Origin of the sequence: Microbacterium phoenicis (assembly GCF_047302325.1) — a bacterium.
Classification (GTDB): Bacteria; Actinomycetota; Actinomycetes; order Actinomycetales; family Microbacteriaceae; genus Microbacterium.
Genome location: NZ_CP154849.1, coordinates 1,611,861 through 1,628,710 on the forward strand (window position 1 = coordinate 1,611,861; position 16,850 = coordinate 1,628,710).

At 69.3% G+C, this 16,850-nt stretch carries 16 protein-coding genes; 15 read left to right on the top strand and 1 reads right to left on the bottom strand.

All coding sequences use genetic code 11. The annotated features are described in order from the left end of the window. Positions 1–6 precede the first annotated feature (6 nt). The 10 genes from ABCU91_RS07880 (at position 7) to ABCU91_RS07925 (ending at position 8,701) form a co-directional block, all read left to right on the top strand. On the top strand, positions 7–1,080 hold the full coding sequence (locus ABCU91_RS07880) for a UDP-N-acetylglucosamine--N-acetylmuramyl-(pentapeptide) pyrophosphoryl-undecaprenol N-acetylglucosamine transferase (RefSeq protein WP_413353333.1): 1,074 nt from the start codon (positions 7–9) through the stop codon (positions 1,078–1,080). A gap of 69 nt (positions 1,081–1,149) precedes the next feature. After that, on the top strand, positions 1,150–2,550 hold the full coding sequence (gene murC, locus ABCU91_RS07885; protein WP_413353334.1) for a UDP-N-acetylmuramate--L-alanine ligase: 1,401 nt from the start codon (positions 1,150–1,152) through the stop codon (positions 2,548–2,550). A gap of 35 nt (positions 2,551–2,585) precedes the next feature. Further along, a complete protein-coding gene (locus tag ABCU91_RS07890; protein ID WP_413353335.1) occupies positions 2,586–3,617 on the top strand; it encodes a cell division protein FtsQ/DivIB in 1,032 nt (343 codons plus the stop codon). Between the two features lie 157 nt (positions 3,618–3,774). After that, positions 3,775–4,935 (top strand): cell division protein FtsZ, encoded by a 1,161-nt coding sequence (gene ftsZ / locus ABCU91_RS07895; RefSeq protein ID WP_091352750.1) that lies wholly within the window; start codon positions 3,775–3,777, stop codon positions 4,933–4,935. 7 nt (positions 4,936–4,942) lie between these two features. Then, positions 4,943–5,626: a YggS family pyridoxal phosphate-dependent enzyme gene (locus ABCU91_RS07900; RefSeq protein WP_091352753.1), complete on the top strand. Its 684-nt coding sequence runs from the start codon at positions 4,943–4,945 to the stop codon at positions 5,624–5,626. Positions 5,627–5,658: 32 nt separating this feature from the next. Beyond that, positions 5,659–6,114, top strand: coding sequence for a cell division protein SepF (locus tag ABCU91_RS07905; protein ID WP_091352756.1), 456 nt, complete (start codon positions 5,659–5,661; stop codon positions 6,112–6,114). 4 nt (positions 6,115–6,118) lie between these two features. Further along, positions 6,119–6,421: a YggT family protein gene (locus ABCU91_RS07910; RefSeq protein WP_091352759.1), complete on the top strand. Its 303-nt coding sequence runs from the start codon at positions 6,119–6,121 to the stop codon at positions 6,419–6,421. A 114-nt stretch (positions 6,422–6,535) separates the two neighbouring features. After that, complete coding sequence (locus ABCU91_RS07915; RefSeq protein WP_091352762.1) at positions 6,536–7,150, top strand: DivIVA domain-containing protein; 615 nt, start codon at positions 6,536–6,538, stop codon at positions 7,148–7,150. A gap of 11 nt (positions 7,151–7,161) precedes the next feature. Continuing rightward, on the top strand, positions 7,162–7,794 hold the full coding sequence (lspA, locus tag ABCU91_RS07920) for a signal peptidase II (RefSeq protein ID WP_133399439.1): 633 nt from the start codon (positions 7,162–7,164) through the stop codon (positions 7,792–7,794). Beyond that, a complete protein-coding gene (locus ABCU91_RS07925; RefSeq protein ID WP_413353336.1) occupies positions 7,781–8,701 on the top strand; it encodes an RluA family pseudouridine synthase in 921 nt (306 codons plus the stop codon). Before lspA ends, ABCU91_RS07925 begins: the two co-directional genes overlap by 14 nt. A gap of 22 nt (positions 8,702–8,723) precedes the next feature. Here ABCU91_RS07925 and ABCU91_RS07930 read toward each other — a convergent pair whose 3' ends face one another. Further along, a complete protein-coding gene (locus ABCU91_RS07930) occupies positions 8,724–9,197 on the bottom strand; it encodes an NUDIX hydrolase (protein WP_133399441.1) in 474 nt (157 codons plus the stop codon). Positions 9,198–9,245: 48 nt separating this feature from the next. Here ABCU91_RS07930 and dnaE point away from each other — a divergent pair, with 48 nt between their 5' ends. The 5 genes from dnaE (at position 9,246) to ABCU91_RS07955 (ending at position 16,821) form a co-directional block, all read left to right on the top strand. Then, positions 9,246–12,764, top strand: a complete 3,519-nt coding sequence (gene dnaE / locus ABCU91_RS07935; protein WP_413353337.1) for a DNA polymerase III subunit alpha — start codon at positions 9,246–9,248, stop codon at positions 12,762–12,764. Between the two features lie 96 nt (positions 12,765–12,860). Next, positions 12,861–13,955, top strand: a complete 1,095-nt coding sequence (locus ABCU91_RS07940; protein WP_413353338.1) for a hypothetical protein — start codon at positions 12,861–12,863, stop codon at positions 13,953–13,955. Between the two features lie 20 nt (positions 13,956–13,975). After that, positions 13,976–15,277, top strand: a complete 1,302-nt coding sequence (gene hisD, locus ABCU91_RS07945; RefSeq protein ID WP_413353339.1) for a histidinol dehydrogenase — start codon at positions 13,976–13,978, stop codon at positions 15,275–15,277. Between the two features lie 13 nt (positions 15,278–15,290). Further along, on the top strand, positions 15,291–15,764 hold the full coding sequence (gene nrdR / locus ABCU91_RS07950; RefSeq protein ID WP_091352791.1) for a transcriptional regulator NrdR: 474 nt from the start codon (positions 15,291–15,293) through the stop codon (positions 15,762–15,764). 37 nt (positions 15,765–15,801) lie between these two features. After that, complete coding sequence (locus tag ABCU91_RS07955; protein ID WP_133399445.1) at positions 15,802–16,821, top strand: quinone-dependent dihydroorotate dehydrogenase; 1,020 nt, start codon at positions 15,802–15,804, stop codon at positions 16,819–16,821. Positions 16,822–16,850: the final 29 nt, after the last annotated feature.

The window sequence follows — 16,850 nt, forward strand, 5'->3', positions numbered from 1 at the left end:
GATCCGGTGACCACGTACCTTCTGGCCGGCGGCGGGACCGCGGGCCACGTCAATCCGCTGCTCGCCGTCGCCGACGCTCTCGTCGCTCGCGAACCCGACGCCACCGTTCTGGTCCTCGGCACCCGCGAAGGGCTCGAAGCGCGGCTGGTGCCTCTGCGCGGCTACGAGCTGCTGTTCGTCGACAAGGTGCCCTTCCCGCGTCGACCGGATGCCGCGGCTCTCCGCTTCCCCGCACGTTTCGCGCGCGCGGTGCGTCAGGTCCGAGGGCACATCCGCGAGCGGGGGGTCGATGTGGTGGTGGGCTTCGGTGGTTACGCTTCGGCTCCCGCGTATGTCGCTGCGCGGCGCGCGGGCGTCCCGGTGGTCGTGCACGAGGCGAACGCCAAGCCGGGACTCGCCAACGTCCTCGGCGCGCGGCGGGCCGCGGCATCCGGTGTCGCTTTCGAGGGCACTCCGCTGCGTGGTGCGGAGGTCGTCGGGATGCCGCTGCGTCCCGAGATCGTGCACCTCGACCGGGCAGCGCTCCGAGCGGAGGCCGCAGAGGCGTTCGGCCTCGACGCCGAACGGCCGGTCCTCCTCGTCTTCGGCGGCTCGCTCGGGGCCGTCCGCATCAACCGCGCCCTCGCCGATTCGTGGCGGGACGTCGTCGCCGCGGGATGGCAGGTTCTGCATGCGGCCGGAGAGCGCAACGACATCGCCGACCCCGGCGACGACGCCTACCGAGTCGTTCCGTACATCGACCGCATGGACCTCGCTTTCGCCCTCGCCGACGCGATCGTGTCGCGCTCCGGTGCGGCGACCGTGAGCGAGATCAGCGCTCTGGGCATCCCTGCGGTCTACGTGCCGTATGCGGTGGGCAACGGCGAGCAGGCGCTCAATGCCGCGTCCGCGGTCGCCGCCGGTGCCGCGGTGCTCATTCCGGACGGCGAGCTCACGGGGGACCGCATCCGCTCGAGCGTCGTTCCGCTGCTCGCCGACCCGGAAGCCCTCGACCGCATGCGTGACGCGGCGTCGACGGTGGGGACGCGAGCGGGCAGCGAGAACGTCGTCGCGCTCATCGATCGCGCACTCGGTCGCTGAGCCGCCGGGCCCGTCGCCCCAGCGCGCCGCAGCGTCCTCCCGGTGGGCCCGATCTAGACTTGACGGGCCATGATTCGCCCCGATCTCTCGCTCCCCATCCCCACGGACATCACCGCCGCCCACTTCATCGGGATCGGCGGTTCCGGGATGTCGGGACTCGCCGGGATGTTCCTCGACCGCGGCATCCGCGTCTCGGGATCCGATCGTTCCGACAGTGCCACGATGCGCGCTCTCGCCGCCCGCGGAGCCGATGTGCACGTCGGTCACGATGCGTCGAACCTGCCGGACGGCGTCGATGCGGTGGTGTTCACCGGGGCGATCTGGCCCGAGAACCCCGAGTACCTCCGGGCGAAGGAGCGCGGCGTCGCCGTCATCCACCGCTCGCAGGCGCTCCACTGGCTCGTCGGAGGCCGCCGCCTGGTGAGCGTCGCCGGGGCGCACGGCAAGACGACCTCGACGGGCATGATCGTCACCGCGCTCCGCGCCATCGGGGCCGACCCGACGTTCGTCAACGGCGGAGTCATCGCATCGCTCGGCGTCTCGAGCGGCACCGGATCGGATGATCTCTTCGTCATCGAAGCCGACGAGTCCGACGGCTCGTTCCTCCTCTATGACACCTCCGTGGCTCTGATCACGAACGTCGACCCCGACCACCTCGACCACTGGGGGTTGCGCGAGGCTTTCTATGACGGGTTCGTCCGATTCGCGGATGCCGCGTCCCAGGCGGTCGTCATCTCCTCCGACGACCCCGGTGCCCGCGAGGTCGCCGGCGCCCTGACCCACGCGAACGTGGTGTCCTTCGGGACGTCGCCCGACGCCGACGTCCGCGTGAGCGACATCGTCACGGAGGGGCCGGTGTCCTTCACTATCCACCACGGGGGACGCGCGGCATCCGGCGCCCTCGCCGTCCCCGGCGCGCACAACGCCATCAACGCGGCCGGCGCGGTGGCCGTTCTGCTGACGCTCGGTCACGAGCTCGAGCCCGCCGTGCGTGCGGTCGAGGAGTTCGGCGGCACCGTTCGCCGGTTCGAACTGCACGGCATCCGCTCCGGCGTATCGGTCTACGACGACTACGCGCATCACCCGACGGAGGTCGACGCCGCCCTGGCAGCGGCCCGCACCGTCGTCGGCGAGGGGCGCATCATCGCGCTCCACCAGCCGCACACGTACTCGCGCACCCAGGCGATGTACCGCGAGTTCGCCGACGTTCTCGAGTCGCGCGCCGATCAGACCGTCGTCCTCGACGTGTACGGTGCCCGCGAGGACCCCGTGCCGGGTGTCACCGGCGCGCTCGTCAGCGGGGCGTTCGATGATCAGGACCGGGTGCGTTTCGTGGCCGACTGGCAGCAGGCTGCCGAGTACACGGCATCCATCGCCCGCCCGGGCGACTACATCATCACCCTCGGGTGCGGCGACGTGTACCGGATCATCCCGCAGGTCCTCGACGCCCTCGGTTCGGCGGAGAACTGACCGTGGGCCGGGCCTGAAGATGGAGCGGAACTGAGATGCGGCGGCCGTCGCCGCTCCCGTCGACGCCGACGCGCCGTCCCGAGGAGCCGTCGCGCGCCGAGCGCGCTCGCGAACCGGAGCTGCTGATCGATCCCGCCGCCGCACCGTCCGCAGCTGAGGACGGGACGGCGACCTCCGATGCGCAGGTCACCGAGGTCATCGAGCCGTCGCGGCCCGGCCGACTCGGGCGGGTCGTCCCGTTCACGCCGACCGAGCAGCCGGACGATGTCGCGCCGGAGACGCCCCGAGAGGATGCCGAGCCGGAGCGACCGCTCAGCATGCGCGACGTCTGGGCGGCGGCACGCGCCCGCCGACGTGCGTTGCGTCGCGAGGTCCGGCGCTTCACCGTGCGTCAGCGCCGCCGCCGGTACGCGTGGCTCGGTGGACTCGCCGCCGTCGTACTCGTCGGTCTGGGCGCGATCGCGACGGCGTACAGCCCGCTGTTCGCGGTGTCGAAGATCACGGTGGTGGGGACCGACCGTCTCGCCGGCGCCGCCGTGGAGAAGGCCCTCGCCGGCGAGATGGGCACGCCGCTCGCGCTGATCGACTCGAGCGACGTGAAGGCGGCCTTGGTCGCTTTCCCCCTCGTCGAGAGCTACTCGATCGAGGCGAGACCGCCGCAGGAGCTCGTGGTGCGGATCGTCGAGCGGACCCCTGTCGGTGTCGTCTCCACGAGGGCGGGCTTCTCGCTCGTGGATGCCGCAGGTGTCGTCCTCGCGACGACGAAGGATGCACCCGAGGGGTATCCCGTCATCGACGCGTCGGGGGGTGCGGGGTCGCGCGCCTTCCGGGCGGTCGGCGCCGTCTACCGGTCGCTCCCGGCGGACCTCCGCACGCAGATCAGCGCCATGTCCGCGACCACCCCGGATGACGTCACGCTGACGATCGACGGCGCGGACGTGCTGTGGGGGAGCCCTGAGGAGCCGCTCGAGAAAGCTCGGGTGCTGTCGGCCGCGATGACCGCCAAACCCCCGTCCGAGGTCGAGGAGTACGACGTCTCGTCGCCCTCCGCCGTCGTCATCCGCTGACGCGGAAATCCGATCCGACGACACGCCGCTGCGATGCGGGCGGGCGTCTCATCGACGCATACCTTCGGAATCAGGAATTGCATACTCGGCAATTCTTTAAACCTCTGGTTGAGGTTGAAGGTTTGCACTCGAGGTTCAGGACGATACGGAGGCCGGCGTGAGCCAGAACCAGAACTACCTTGCTGTGATCAAGGTCGTTGGCGTGGGCGGTGGCGGTGTCAACGCCGTCAACCGCATGATCGAGCTCGGCCTTCGCGGCGTCGAGTTCATCGCCGTCAACACGGACGCCCAGGCGCTGCTCATGAGCGACGCCGACATCAAGCTCGACGTGGGTCGCGAGCTGACCCGCGGTCTCGGCGCCGGCGCCGATCCCGAGGTCGGCCGACGCGCCGCCGAGGATCACGCCGAGGAGATCGAAGAGGCTCTCGCGGGGGCCGACATGGTCTTCGTGACCGCCGGTGAGGGCGGTGGCACCGGCACCGGTGGCGCTCCCGTCGTCGCACGGATCGCGAAGTCGATCGGCGCGCTCACCATCGGTGTCGTGACCAAGCCCTTCTCCTTCGAAGGACGCCGCCGTCAGACCCAGGCCGAGTCGGGCGTCTCGAAGCTGAAGGAAGAGGTCGACACCCTCATCGTCGTTCCGAACGACCGCCTGCTCGAGATCAGCGACCGCGGCATCTCGATGATCGAGGCGTTCGCCACGGCCGACCAGGTCCTCCTGGCCGGTGTCCAGGGCATCACGGATCTGATCACGACCCCCGGTCTCATCAACCTCGACTTCGCCGACGTCAAGTCGGTCATGCAGGGTGCCGGATCCGCGCTCATGGGCATCGGCTCCGCTCGCGGTGCCGACCGGGCCATCAAGGCCGCCGAGCTCGCGGTGGAGTCCCCGCTGCTCGAAGCCTCGATCGAGGGTGCGCACGGCGTGCTGCTCTCGATCCAGGGCGGGTCGAACCTCGGCATCTTCGAAATCAACGATGCGGCGCAGCTCGTCAAGGAGGCCGCGCACCCCGAGGCCAACATCATCTTCGGTACGGTCATCGACGACACCCTCGGCGACGAGGTGCGCGTCACGGTCATCGCCGCCGGGTTCGACGGCGGTGAGCCGCAGGTGAAGGTCGAGCCGATCACAGCGAGCCGCCCGGCATCCGCTCCGGTCCTGCCGCCGCTTCCGGCCGACACGGTGGCGCGCGACCTCGCGGCCGCCGAGAGCACCGGTACGCGCGAGTCGGTGTCGGTGTCCGCGCCGTCCTCGTCGAGCGACTACGACTCGGCATTCGGCGACGACGACCTCGACATCCCCGATTTCCTGAAGTAACCGGATCGTGGATCTGCGTTCGCGGCTCGCCGACATCGACGCGCGCATCTCGGATGCCGCTCGGTCGGCGGGCCGCGATCCGTCGGGGATCACCCGCATCGTCGTCACGAAGTTCCACCCCGTCGACCTCGTGCAGGACCTCGCCGGACTCGGCGTGACCGACGTCGGTGAGAACCGCCAGCAGGAGCTCAGCGCGAAGCGCGAGGCCTACGCCGGAGACCCGGTCCGATGGCACTTCATCGGGCAGGCGCAGACGAACAAGGCCCGGGCGGTGCGCCGCGATGCGGATGCCGTGCACTCGCTCGACCGGACTCGCCTCGCCGACGCGCTGCACGCCGCGCGGGCGAATGACGCCGACGTCCTCGACGTCCTCATCCAGGTCAACCTGACCGAAGACCCGGGACGTGGGGGAGTCGCCCCATCGGGTGTGGACGAGCTCGCCGAGCACGTCGCCGCGACCTGTCCGTCGCTCCGCCTGCGGGGCGTCATGGCCGTCGCCCCCCTGGGCGAGGAGCCCGCGCCCGCCTTCGAGCGGTTGGCCTCTTACTCAGCCGGCGTCCGGACGGTCGTGCCGGATGCCGATTGGATCTCCGCCGGGATGACCGGCGACTTCGTCGAAGCGATCGCGGCAGGTGCGACACACCTGCGGATCGGTTCGGCAATCACGGGCCCGAGGCCCGTGCACGGATAGCCTCGTCACAGACGAGCAATACGGAGGATGCGATGTCGAACCCGCTCAAGAAGACCATGGTGTACCTGGGCCTCGCCGATGAGGAAGAGGTCTACGAGGAGCCGACTCCGCGCCGCGAGAGCCGGGAGAAGCAGGTCGAGAACAAGACGGCGCCGGTGACGCCCATCCACCGCCCCGCTGTCGTTCGTCAGCCGGCTCCGGCGACGGTGAGCGAGATCGTCACGGTCCACCCGAAGCAGTACCGCGACGCGCAGGCGATCGCCGAGAACTTCCGCGACGGCATCCCGATCATCATCAACCTCTCGCAGATGAGCGACGCCGACGCGCGCCGCCTCATCGACTTCGCGAGCGGTCTGTCGCTGGGTCTGTACGGGCGTATCGAGCGCGTGACGAGCAAGGTCTTCCTGCTCTCGCCCGAGAACGTCGCCGTGTCGGGCGAGGGCGCGATCGCCCAGGGTGACACGGACTCCACCCCCTTCACCCACTGACGCCGTGTCGGTCATCGGCCTCATCGCCGGGATCCTCAACGCGCTCCTGCTCATCTACGTGCTGTTCCTCCTGGCACGTCTGGTCCTGGAGTACATCCCGATGTTCAATCGGGAGTGGCGTCCGCGCGGCGGCTGGCTCGTCGTGGCAGAAGTCGTGTTCACGGTGACGGATCCGCCCATCAAGTTCTTCCGTCGTTTCATCCCTCCACTGCGCATCGGTCCCATCGCCCTGGACCTCGCCTTCCCCATCACCATGCTCAGCTGCTTCGTGCTGCTGTCGATCACGCAGGTGCTGAGCCGATACTGACCGCGCCCTCGTCGCACCCATGACAGCCGCGGACTATGCTGTCGGGGTACGGCTCGCGCCTCGCGGGTCTTCATTGACCGGCCCGCCTCCTGAGCCCCGAAAGAGGAAAGACACATGCCTTTGACTCCCGAAGACGTCGTCACCAAGCAGTTCCAGCATGTCCGCTTCAAGGAGGGCTTCGACCCCGACGAGGTCGACGACTTCCTGGACGAGATCGTCATCGAGTGGCGTAAGACCATCGCCGAGAACGAGGAACTGAAGGCGAAGCTCGCCGCCTACGAGTCCGGCGAGACCCCCGCTGCCCAGGAGTCCGCTCCCGAGGCTGAAGCAGCGCCCGAGACCCAGGTCGTCGAGGAGGTCCCGACCCCGGCCGAGCCGACCGAGGCTCCCGTCGCCGCAGGTACCGCTCCCGCCGCCGCCTCTGCCGGCATCATCGAGCTCGCGCAGCGTCTGCACGACGAGCACGTCGCCGAGGGTAAGGCTCAGAAGGAGAAGCTCATCTCCGAGGCGCAGGCCGAGGCCGACGCCATCCTCAACGACGCACGTTCGAAGGCGCGCGACGAGATCACGCGCCTCGAGAGCGAGCGTGGCACGCTCGAGGGTCGCATCAGCGAGCTCCGGCAGTTCGAGCGCGACTACCGCGTTCAGCTCCGTGGCTTCATCGAGGACAAGCTCCGCGACCTCGACGTCGCCGGAACGTCGGGCTCGACGCCCATCCCCGCGTCCTGACCACTCGCACATTGTCGAGCCGAACGTCCGCGACGCGGACGACACTGCGCGCCGCAGCGGCCGGCACCACCATCGCGATCCTCGCGGTGCTGGTGCTGGCCGCTGATCAGTTCACGAAGTACCTCGCTCTCCAGAACCTGCCCGAGCGTCAGGCCGTGCCCGTCATCGGGGACTTCCTCCAGCTCTACCTGACGTTCAATCCGGGCGCGGCGTTCTCGCTCGGTGAGGGCGTGACCTGGGTCTTCACCCTTGTGCTCGCCGCAGCGGCGATCGCGATCGTCGCCCTGGGCATCACGCGCGTGCGCACCCGCGCCTGGGCGGTCGTGCTCGGACTGCTGCTCGGCGGCATCCTCGGGAACCTCACGGACCGTCTGCTGCGCGCGCCCGGCTTCCTGGTCGGACACGTCGTGGACTTCATCCACACACCCTGGCTGTGGCTGTGGTTCCCGTCGGCCATCTACAACGTCGCGGACATGTTCATCGTCACGATGATGATCGCGGTCGCGATCCTGGTGCTCATCGGTCTCCGATTCGACGGCACGCGCGAGAAGGATGCCGCGCGCGCCGCGACCTCGGCTGATGCGGCCTCGTCGAATGCGGACGACGACGCGTCCACGTCGGCGGATCCTCATGCCCAGCCGTAGCCTTCCTGTTCCGGACGGACTCGACGGCACGCGCGTCGATGCGGCGCTCGCGAAGCTCCTCGGATTCTCGCGGACCTTCGCGGCGGAGGTCGCGGAGGCGGGTGGTGTCCAGCTCGACGCGCGCACGGTCGGCAAGGCCGACAAGCTCGTCGCCGGCGCCTGGCTGCAGGTCGATTGGGAGGACAAGCGCGGCCCCGAGATCGTGCCGATCGCGGTACCCGATCTCGGCATCGTCCATGACGACGACGAGATCGTCGTGGTCGACAAGCCCGCCGGCGTCGCGGCTCACCCGTCGCTCGGGTGGGAGGGGCCGACCGTCGTCGGCGCCCTGGCCGCCGCCGGCTTCCGGATCGCCACGTCCGGTGCGCCCGAGCGGCAGGGGGTCGTGCACCGGCTCGACGTCGGCACGAGCGGCCTCATGGTGGTGGCGAAGACCGAGCGCTCGTACACGGCGCTCAAGCGCGCGTTCAAGGAGCGCGAAGTCGACAAGATCTACCACACCGTGGTCCAGGGGCATCCCGACCCCCTGGTCGGAACGATCGATGCTCCGATCGGGCGTCATCCGAACCATTCGTGGAAGTTCGCGGTCATCCCCGACGGCAAGGATTCGGTGACCCACTACGAGACGCTCGAGGCGTTCCCTCGGGCGTCGCTCCTCGAGGTCCACCTCGAGACCGGTCGCACGCACCAGATCCGCGTGCACATGGCCGCGCACCGGCATCCCTGCGTCAGCGATCCGTTGTACGGCGGCGACCCCACGCTGGCGCAGAAGCTCGGGCTCACGCGCCAGTGGCTGCACGCGCACGAACTGTCGTTCGCGCATCCGTCCACGGGGGACTGGGCGACGTTCCGATCGGACTACCCGGCGGACCTCGCAGGTGCTCTGGAGATCCTCCGCGACCAGTGACGTCCGGGAGATCGACGAAGAGTCAGCGCCCGCCGGCGAACGTGGCCGGGTCGTCCTCGGCGATCGCGAGCGCGATCTTCCGTACGTGCGTCTGATCGACCTCGACCAGCTCGCCGAGGCCGTACCAGCCGACCTCGGTCAACTCGCCGTCGGCGGGATGCGGGTCGCCCGAGACCCAATCGCAGCGAAAGACGAGATCGAGGTAGTCGACCTGATCGCCGTTGGCGTAGACGATGCGGGGGACCTGCTGCACCGCGGCGAGCCGCGTCGCGCGGACGACGACGCCCGCCTCCTCGAGGCATTCGCGGACGGCCGTGTCGGCCGGCTCCTCGCCGGGCTCGACGATCCCCGAGACCGCCTGCCATTCGCCGTTGTCGGCGCGCTTGCCGAGGAGGACCTTCTCGTCGCGGAACACGATCGCGGTGACTCCGACCAGGGGGAGCGGTGCGGTGCCGATCTTCTCGCGGAGGGTCAGGACGAACTCGGGGGTGGTCATGTCGATCAGCCTAGGCGCCCTGTCCGAGGCGGAACGTAGACTCGATCCGTGGCATCCGACTCCTTCGTTCATCTGCACGTCCACAGCGAATACTCGATGCTCGACGGGGCCGCGAAGATCGGCGCGATGACGCAGGCCGCCGCTGATTACGGGATGCCGGCGATCGCCGTCACCGACCACGGCAACACGTTCGCGGCGTTCGAGTTCTATCGCGCTGCCAAGGCAGCGGGCGTCAAGCCGATCGTCGGTCTCGAGGCGTACGTCACGCCCGGCACGCACCGCAGCGACAAATCGCGCGTGGCGTGGGGATCGCCCGACCAGAAGAGCGACGACGTCTCGGGTTCGGGTGCGTACACCCACATGACGATGTGGAGTCAGAGCACCGAGGGCATGCACAACCTCTTCCGGTTGAGCTCGCTGTCGAGCATCGAGGGCTACTACTTCAAGCCCCGCATGGACCGCGACCTTTTGCAGACCTACGGCAAGGGACTCATCGCCACGACAGGGTGTCCCTCGGGTGAGGTGCAGACCCGTCTGCGGCTCGGCCAGTACGACGCGGCACGCGCCGCCGCCGCCGAGTTCCAGGACATCTTCGGCAGGGAGAACTACTTCGCCGAGATCATGGATCACGGTCTGTCGATCGAGCGCCGCGTCATGACCGACCTCATCCGACTGTCGAAGGATCTTGGCATCCCGCTGGTCGCCACCAACGACTCCCACTACACGCACCAGCACGAGGCCGACGCGCACGAGGCGCTCCTGTGCGTCCAGTCCGGGTCCACGCTCGACGACCCCAACCGCTTCAAGTTCGACGGCGACGGGTACTACATCAAGACGGCGCAGGAGATGCGCCAGCTCTTCCGCGACCACCCAGAGGCGTGCGACAACACGCTGCTCATCGCCGAGCGCTGCGAGGTGGAGTTCAACACCTCCGCCAACTACATGCCGCGCTTCCCCGTCCCCGACGGCGAGACCGAGGACAGCTGGCTCATCAAAGAGGTCGAGGCGGGCCTGCACTACCGGTACCCGGGCGGCATCCCCGACCGCGTCCGCAAGCAGGCCGAGTACGAGACCGGGATCATCCTGCAGATGGGCTTCCCCGGGTATTTCCTCGTCGTCGCCGACTTCATCAACTGGGCGAAGGACAACGGCATCCGCGTCGGGCCCGGGCGTGGCTCCGGTGCCGGCTCGATGGTCGCCTACGCGATGCGCATCACCGACCTCGACCCGCTCGAGCACGGCCTCATCTTCGAGCGGTTCCTGAACCCCGACCGCGTGTCGATGCCCGACTTCGACGTCGACTTCGACGACCGTCGCCGCGGCGAGGTCATCGACTACGTGACCGAGAAGTACGGGTCCGAGCGCGTCGCGCAGATCGTCACCTACGGGACCATCAAGTCGAAGCAGGCACTGAAGGATGCCGGTCGCGTCCTGGGCTTCCCGTTCTCCATGGGCGAGAGACTCACGAAGGCCATGCCGCCGCCCGTCATGGGCAAGGACATGGAGCTCGGCGGCATGTTCGACTCCAAGCACCCGCGCTACAAGGAGGCCAGCGAGTTCCGCTCGCTCGTCGACACCGATCCCGACGCGAAGACGGTCTTCGACCGCGCCCTCGGGCTCGAGGGCCTGAAGCGCCAGTGGGGCGTCCACGCCGCCGGCGTCATCATGTCGAGCGAGCCGCTGATCGACATCATCCCGATCATGCGCCGCGAGCAGGACGGCCAGATCGTCACGCAGTTCGACTACCCGTCGTGCGAGACCCTCGGCCTGATCAAGATGGACTTCCTCGGGCTCCGAAACCTCACGATCATCTCGGACGCCCTCGACAACATCCGCACCAACCGCGGTGAGGAGCTCGACCTCGAGCACCTCGAACTCGAGGACCGAGCGGCGTACGACCTCCTGAGCCGCGGCGACACCCTGGGTGTGTTCCAGCTCGACGGCGGCCCGATGCGGTCCCTGCTACGCCTCATGAAGCCGGACAACTTCGAGGACATCTCGGCCGTCATCGCGCTGTACCGCCCGGGTCCGATGGGCGCGAACTCGCACACCAACTACGCGCTCCGCAAGAACGGCGTGCAGCCGATCACCCCTATCCACCCCGAGCTCGAAGAGCCGCTCCGCGATATCCTCGACACCACCTACGGCCTGATCATCTACCAGGAGCAGGTCATGGCGATCGCGCAGAAGGTGGCCGGCTTCTCGCTCGGCCAGGCGGACATCCTGCGTCGCGCGATGGGCAAGAAGAAGAAGTCGGAGCTCGACAAGCAGTACGAGGGCTTCTCGGGCGGCATGAAGGAGCGCGGCTTCGGTGAGGCGGCGATCAAGTCGCTGTGGGACATCCTGCTCCCCTTCTCGGACTACGCGTTCAACAAAGCCCACTCGGCCGCCTACGGCCTCGTCTCCTACTGGACGGCCTATCTCAAGGCGCACTATCCCGCCGAGTACATGGCCGCCCTCCTCACGAGCGTCGGCGACTCGAAGGACAAGATGGCGGTGTACCTCAACGAGTGCCGCCGCATGGGCATCCGGGTGCTGCCGCCCGACGTGGGGGAGTCCATCCGGTTCTTCGCCGCCGTCGGTGAGGACATCCGTTTCGGCCTCGGCGCCGTCCGCAACGTCGGGACGAACGTCGTCGACGGGATCGTGTCGGCCCGCTCGGACGGTCCGTATGCGAGCTTCCACGACTTCCTCGGCAAGGTCCCGGTCCACGTCGCGAACAAGCGGACCGTGGAGTCGCTCATCAAGGCCGGGGCCTTCGACTCGCTCGGGTCGACGAGGCGTGCCCTCATGGAAATCCACGAGGACGCCGTCGAGCAGGCCGTCCTCGACAAGCGCCGCGAGGCCAACGGCGAGGTCGGGTTCGACTTCGACAGCCTGTGGGGCGACGACGAGCCGCAGCAGGTCGCACGCGTGCCGGAACGGCCCGAGTGGACGAAGAAGGACAAGCTCGCCTTCGAGCGCGAGATGCTCGGCCTCTACGTCTCGGACCATCCGCTGGCGGGTCTCGAGATCCCGCTCGCGAAGCACGCGTCGACGTCCATCCACGACCTGCTGGTCTCTGAGGACATCTCCGACGGCGACATCGTCACCGTGGCAGGCCTCGTCACGAGCGTCCAGCACCGCGTCGCCAAGCAGAGCGGCAACCCCTACGGCATGATCACCGTCGAGGACTTCGACGGCGAGGTGACCGTCATGTTCATGGGCAAGACCTACACCGAGTTCCAGTCGATGCTCGTCGCCGACTCGATCCTCGTCGTCCGAGGGCGCGTTTCGCAGCGCGACGACGGTCGCAACCTGCACGGCCAGTCGGCATTCGTCCCGGATCTCGGATCGGTGGATGCCGCGGGTCCGCTCGTCCTGCTGCTGCCCGAGCATCGCGCGACCGAGACGACGATCGGGCAGCTCGCGGCAGTCTTCGACCGTCACCCCGGGACGACGGAGGTGACGCTGAAGCTGCACAAGGGCGGCGTCGCGAAGGTCTTCGAGGTGCCGGCGCAGGTAGGCGTCACCGTCGACCTGTACGGCGAGTTGAAGGGGCTGCTCGGTCCGCAGTGCCTCGGCTGAGCGAGTGCGACAGGCCGTGTCGCGCGGGCTGATCCGCAGGGCCGACGCGGGTAGGATCGCAGGCGGCGCTGATCCGCGCTGTTCGGAAGGAGCACCGTGACCGACCAGAAGACGAACCCCGAGTCGCCCGACGACGCCGGAAGCACCGTCGAGGACCTCGACGTCACGGTGGTCCGGGCTCCCGAGACCGCCGCCGTCGACGCGGACGGCCTCGATCGTGAGACCGAAGCCTACGATTTCTCGACGGATGCCACGGCTGACGCCGACGCGCCTGCCTCGGAGCCCGTCGAGGCCGAGACGGTCGTCGACGATCCCGCCGTGACGGGGTCACCTGCCGCGCTCGAATCCGGCGCAGCGGCATCCGGTGAGGGCCACATCCCGCCGCAGTACGGGATCGGCCCCTTCTCCCTTCGCGAGGTCTCGCTCCTGGGCGTGTGGGCGCTCGCGTTCCTCTTCTCGTTCTTCCCGCTCTACGGCGACAACCAATTCACCCGCCTCCTCGGCGGCGGGTCGGTCTGGACCTCGGGCATCGACTGGGTCCTGTCGATCGCCGCACCGACAGTCGCCGTGTTCCTCATCACCCTTCGCCGGTTCTCGCCGGACGGCATCCGCCGCGTGGGCTCCCTCGGCGTCGACCAGTTCGCCTCCGTCGCGTTCTCCGTCTCCGCCGTCCTCTGGTTGAGCTGGCTGTGGACGAACATCGCCCGCGGTGCCGCCACCGGTGTCTGGCTGAGCAGCTGGGTGGTCTGGGTCGAGGTCCTCCTGATGGCCGCCGAGGTCGCGTTGACGGTCTTCGCACCGTTCATCCCGCCGTTCCACGAGGACTTCCTCCACCGGGCCGAGGCGCCCGCTCACCGCGTGGCTCGTCGTGCGCGTCCCGTGGTCGCGCGTCCTCTCTCGGACGCACGATTCACGATGGCGGCGCCGGAGGTCGAGCCCGACCCGACCCCCTTCGGAGCGCCGGCGGAGGACGACGAGCCCGCACCGGCTTCCGCATCGGCGCATCAGGCGTTCTGGGCCCTCGCGCCGGTCGAGCGTGATGTCGTCGATGAGAACGGCGCGCCGCTCTTCCGTGTCGGCCCGACGGCCTGGGCGCTCGTCATCGAAGACCGCGGCGACTCGTTCGTCGTCCGTCACGAGGACGGCCGGATCGGGTACCTGACCGACGTCTCGGGCGTCACACGGGGCTGAGCCGCCGGTAGCCTGGAGGGATGCTCCGCACGATCGACCTCCGGGGTCGCGCCGTCACGCCGACCGACCTCCTCGCCGCTGTTCCCCGGGCCACGGCTGCCCGCGACGAGGCGCTCGCCACGGCGGCCGCCGTGGTCGCCGACGTCGCGGAGCGGGGCGAGGTCGCGCTCCGCGAGCAGGCCTCTCGCTTCGACGGCGTCGACGGTCACGCTGTCCGTGTACCCGCTGCGCACCTCGACGAGGCGCTCGCGTCCCTCGATCCCGGCATCCGCTCCGCGCTCGAGAACGCGATCAGTCGCGTACGACTGGCGTCCGCCGCGCAGGTGCCGGCTCCGGTCGTGACCGAGATCGGTCCCGGTGCCCGCGTCGAGCAGCACTGGCGTCCGGTCCGTCGCGCCGGCGTCTACGTCCCGGGAGGCAAGGCCGTCTATCCGTCGAGCGTCGTCATGAACGTGGTTCCGGCGCAGGTGGCAGGCGTTCAGCAGGTCGCGCTCGCCTCTCCGCCTCAGCGCGACCACGACGGCCGGGTGCACCCCGTCATCCTCGCGGCCGCCAAACTCCTCGGGGTGACCGAGGTCTACGCGATGGGAGGGGCAGGGGCCATCGGCGCCTACGCGCACGGCGTTCCCGCCATCGACCTCGCCCCCGTTGACGTCATCTCCGGGCCCGGCAACAACTTCGTGGCCCTCGCCAAGCGCGTCGTGGCGGGCATGGTGGGCACCGACTCCGAGGCCGGTGCGACGGAGATCCTCATCGTCGCCGACGACTCCGCCGATGCCCGCCTCGTCGCGGCCGACCTCGTGAGCCAAGCGGAGCACGATGAGCAGGCTGCCGCCGTCCTGGTCACCGATTCGGCGACGCTCGCCGAGGCCGTCGTGGCCGAGGTCCAGAAGCGCGCCGCGGCCACGCACCATGCGGAGCGCGTGGCTCAGGCGCTCGCGGGCCCCCAGTCCGCCGTCGTGCTCGTCGACGACATCGCGACGGCCACGGCCTTCAGCAACGCCTACGCTCCCGAGCACCTCGAACTCCACCTGCGCGACCCCCGTCCCGAGGAGTACGTCAACGCGGGCGCGGTCTTCGTCGGGCAGTGGACCCCCGTGAGCCTCGGCGATTACCTCGCCGGCAGCAATCACGTCCTCCCGACCGGTGGTCAGGCCCGGTACGCGTCGGGCCTGTCGGCATCCACCTTCCTCCGGCCGCAGCAGGTGATCGCCTACGACCGCGAGGCGCTGCAGACGGTCCACCGCGACATCGTGACGCTCGCGAACGCCGAGGTGCTGCCCGCGCACGGCGAAGCCGTCACGGCGCGCTTCGACGCGTAGGCTGGATGCCGCCATGCACTGTCCGTTCTGCCGCCACTCCGACTCCCGTGTCATCGATTCGCGCACGAGCGACGACGGTCTCAGCATCCGCCGCCGCCGTCAGTGCCCCGAATGCGGCGGTCGGTTCTCCACGATCGAGACCGCGAGCCTCAACGTCATCAAGCGATCCGGTGTGATCGAGTCCTTCAGTCGGGAGAAGGTCATGTCGGGCGTCCGCAAAGCCTGCCAGGGCCGCCCCGTCACCGAGGCGGACCTCGCGATGCTCGCCCAGGCGGTCGAGGAATCCGTCCGCCAGACAGGTGTCTCGCAGATCGACACGAACGAGATCGGTCTCGCGATCCTCGGGCCGCTCCGCGAACTCGACGAGATCGCCTACCTCCGCTTCGCCAGCGTCTACCAGGCGTTCGAGACCCTCGACGACTTCGATGCGGCGATCGCCCTCCTGCGGGCGGACCAGGCGCAGCGCGCCCCGCGACAGGACGCTTGAGCGAACCACGCGAGCGCCGCCTCTAGGCTGGGAGCCGATGTATCGACTCCTCTTCGACCTCGTCCTGCGCCGGCTCGACCCCGAGACCGCCCACCACCTCGGAATGGCGGTCATCCGCCTCGCCGCGGTGCCCCCGTTCTCCGCGGTCGTGCGCGGGCTGACCAGGCCGGATCCGGAGCTCCGGACCGAGGCCCTCGGTCTCGTCTTCGACTCGCCCTTCGGCATCGCCGCCGGGTTCGACAAGAACGCGATCGGAGCTCTGGGGCTGCACGCGCTCGGGTTCGGGCACATCGAAGTGGGGACGGTCACCGCGATTCCGCAGGACGGGAACCCGCGTCCGCGGCTGTTCCGCCTGCCCGCCGATCGCGCGCTCATCAATCGCATGGGATTCAACAACGAGGGCGCGGCCGTGGTCGCCGAGCGGCTCGCCCGCATACGCCGCCGTCGTCGGCGCCCTGTCCTCGGCGCGAACATCGGCAAGTCCCGCGTCGTCGACGTCGCCGACGCGACGGCGGACTACGTCGCGAGCACGCGACTCGTCGCACCCGTCGCCGACTACCTCGTGGTCAACGTGTCGTCGCCGAACACACCCGGACTGCGCGGGCTGCAGGCCGTCGAGACCCTGCGGCCGCTGCTGACGGCCGTGAAGGATGCCGCCGGCGACACGCCCCTGCTCGTGAAGATCGCCCCGGACCTCTCCGACGAGGAGATCGATGGCATCTCGACGATGGCGGTCGACGCCGGTCTCGCGGGGATCGTGGCAACGAACACGACGATCGCCCGGAGTGGGCTGACGACGGATGCCGATCAGGTCGAGGCCATGGGCGCGGGCGGACTCTCCGGCGCGCCCTTGCGCGAACGCTCGCTCGAGGTGCTCCGTCGGGTCCGCGCGGCAGTCCCCGCCGAGTTCTGCGTGATCGCCGCCGGGGGAGTGGAGACCGCCGACGACGTCCGGGAGCGGCTCGCGGCCGGCGCCGACCTCGTCCAGGGCTACAGCGCGTTCGTCTACCGCGGACCGCTGTGGGGACGACAGCTCAACCGAGGCCTGGTGCGCTGAGACGCGGCATCCTGCCGCAACGACGAAGG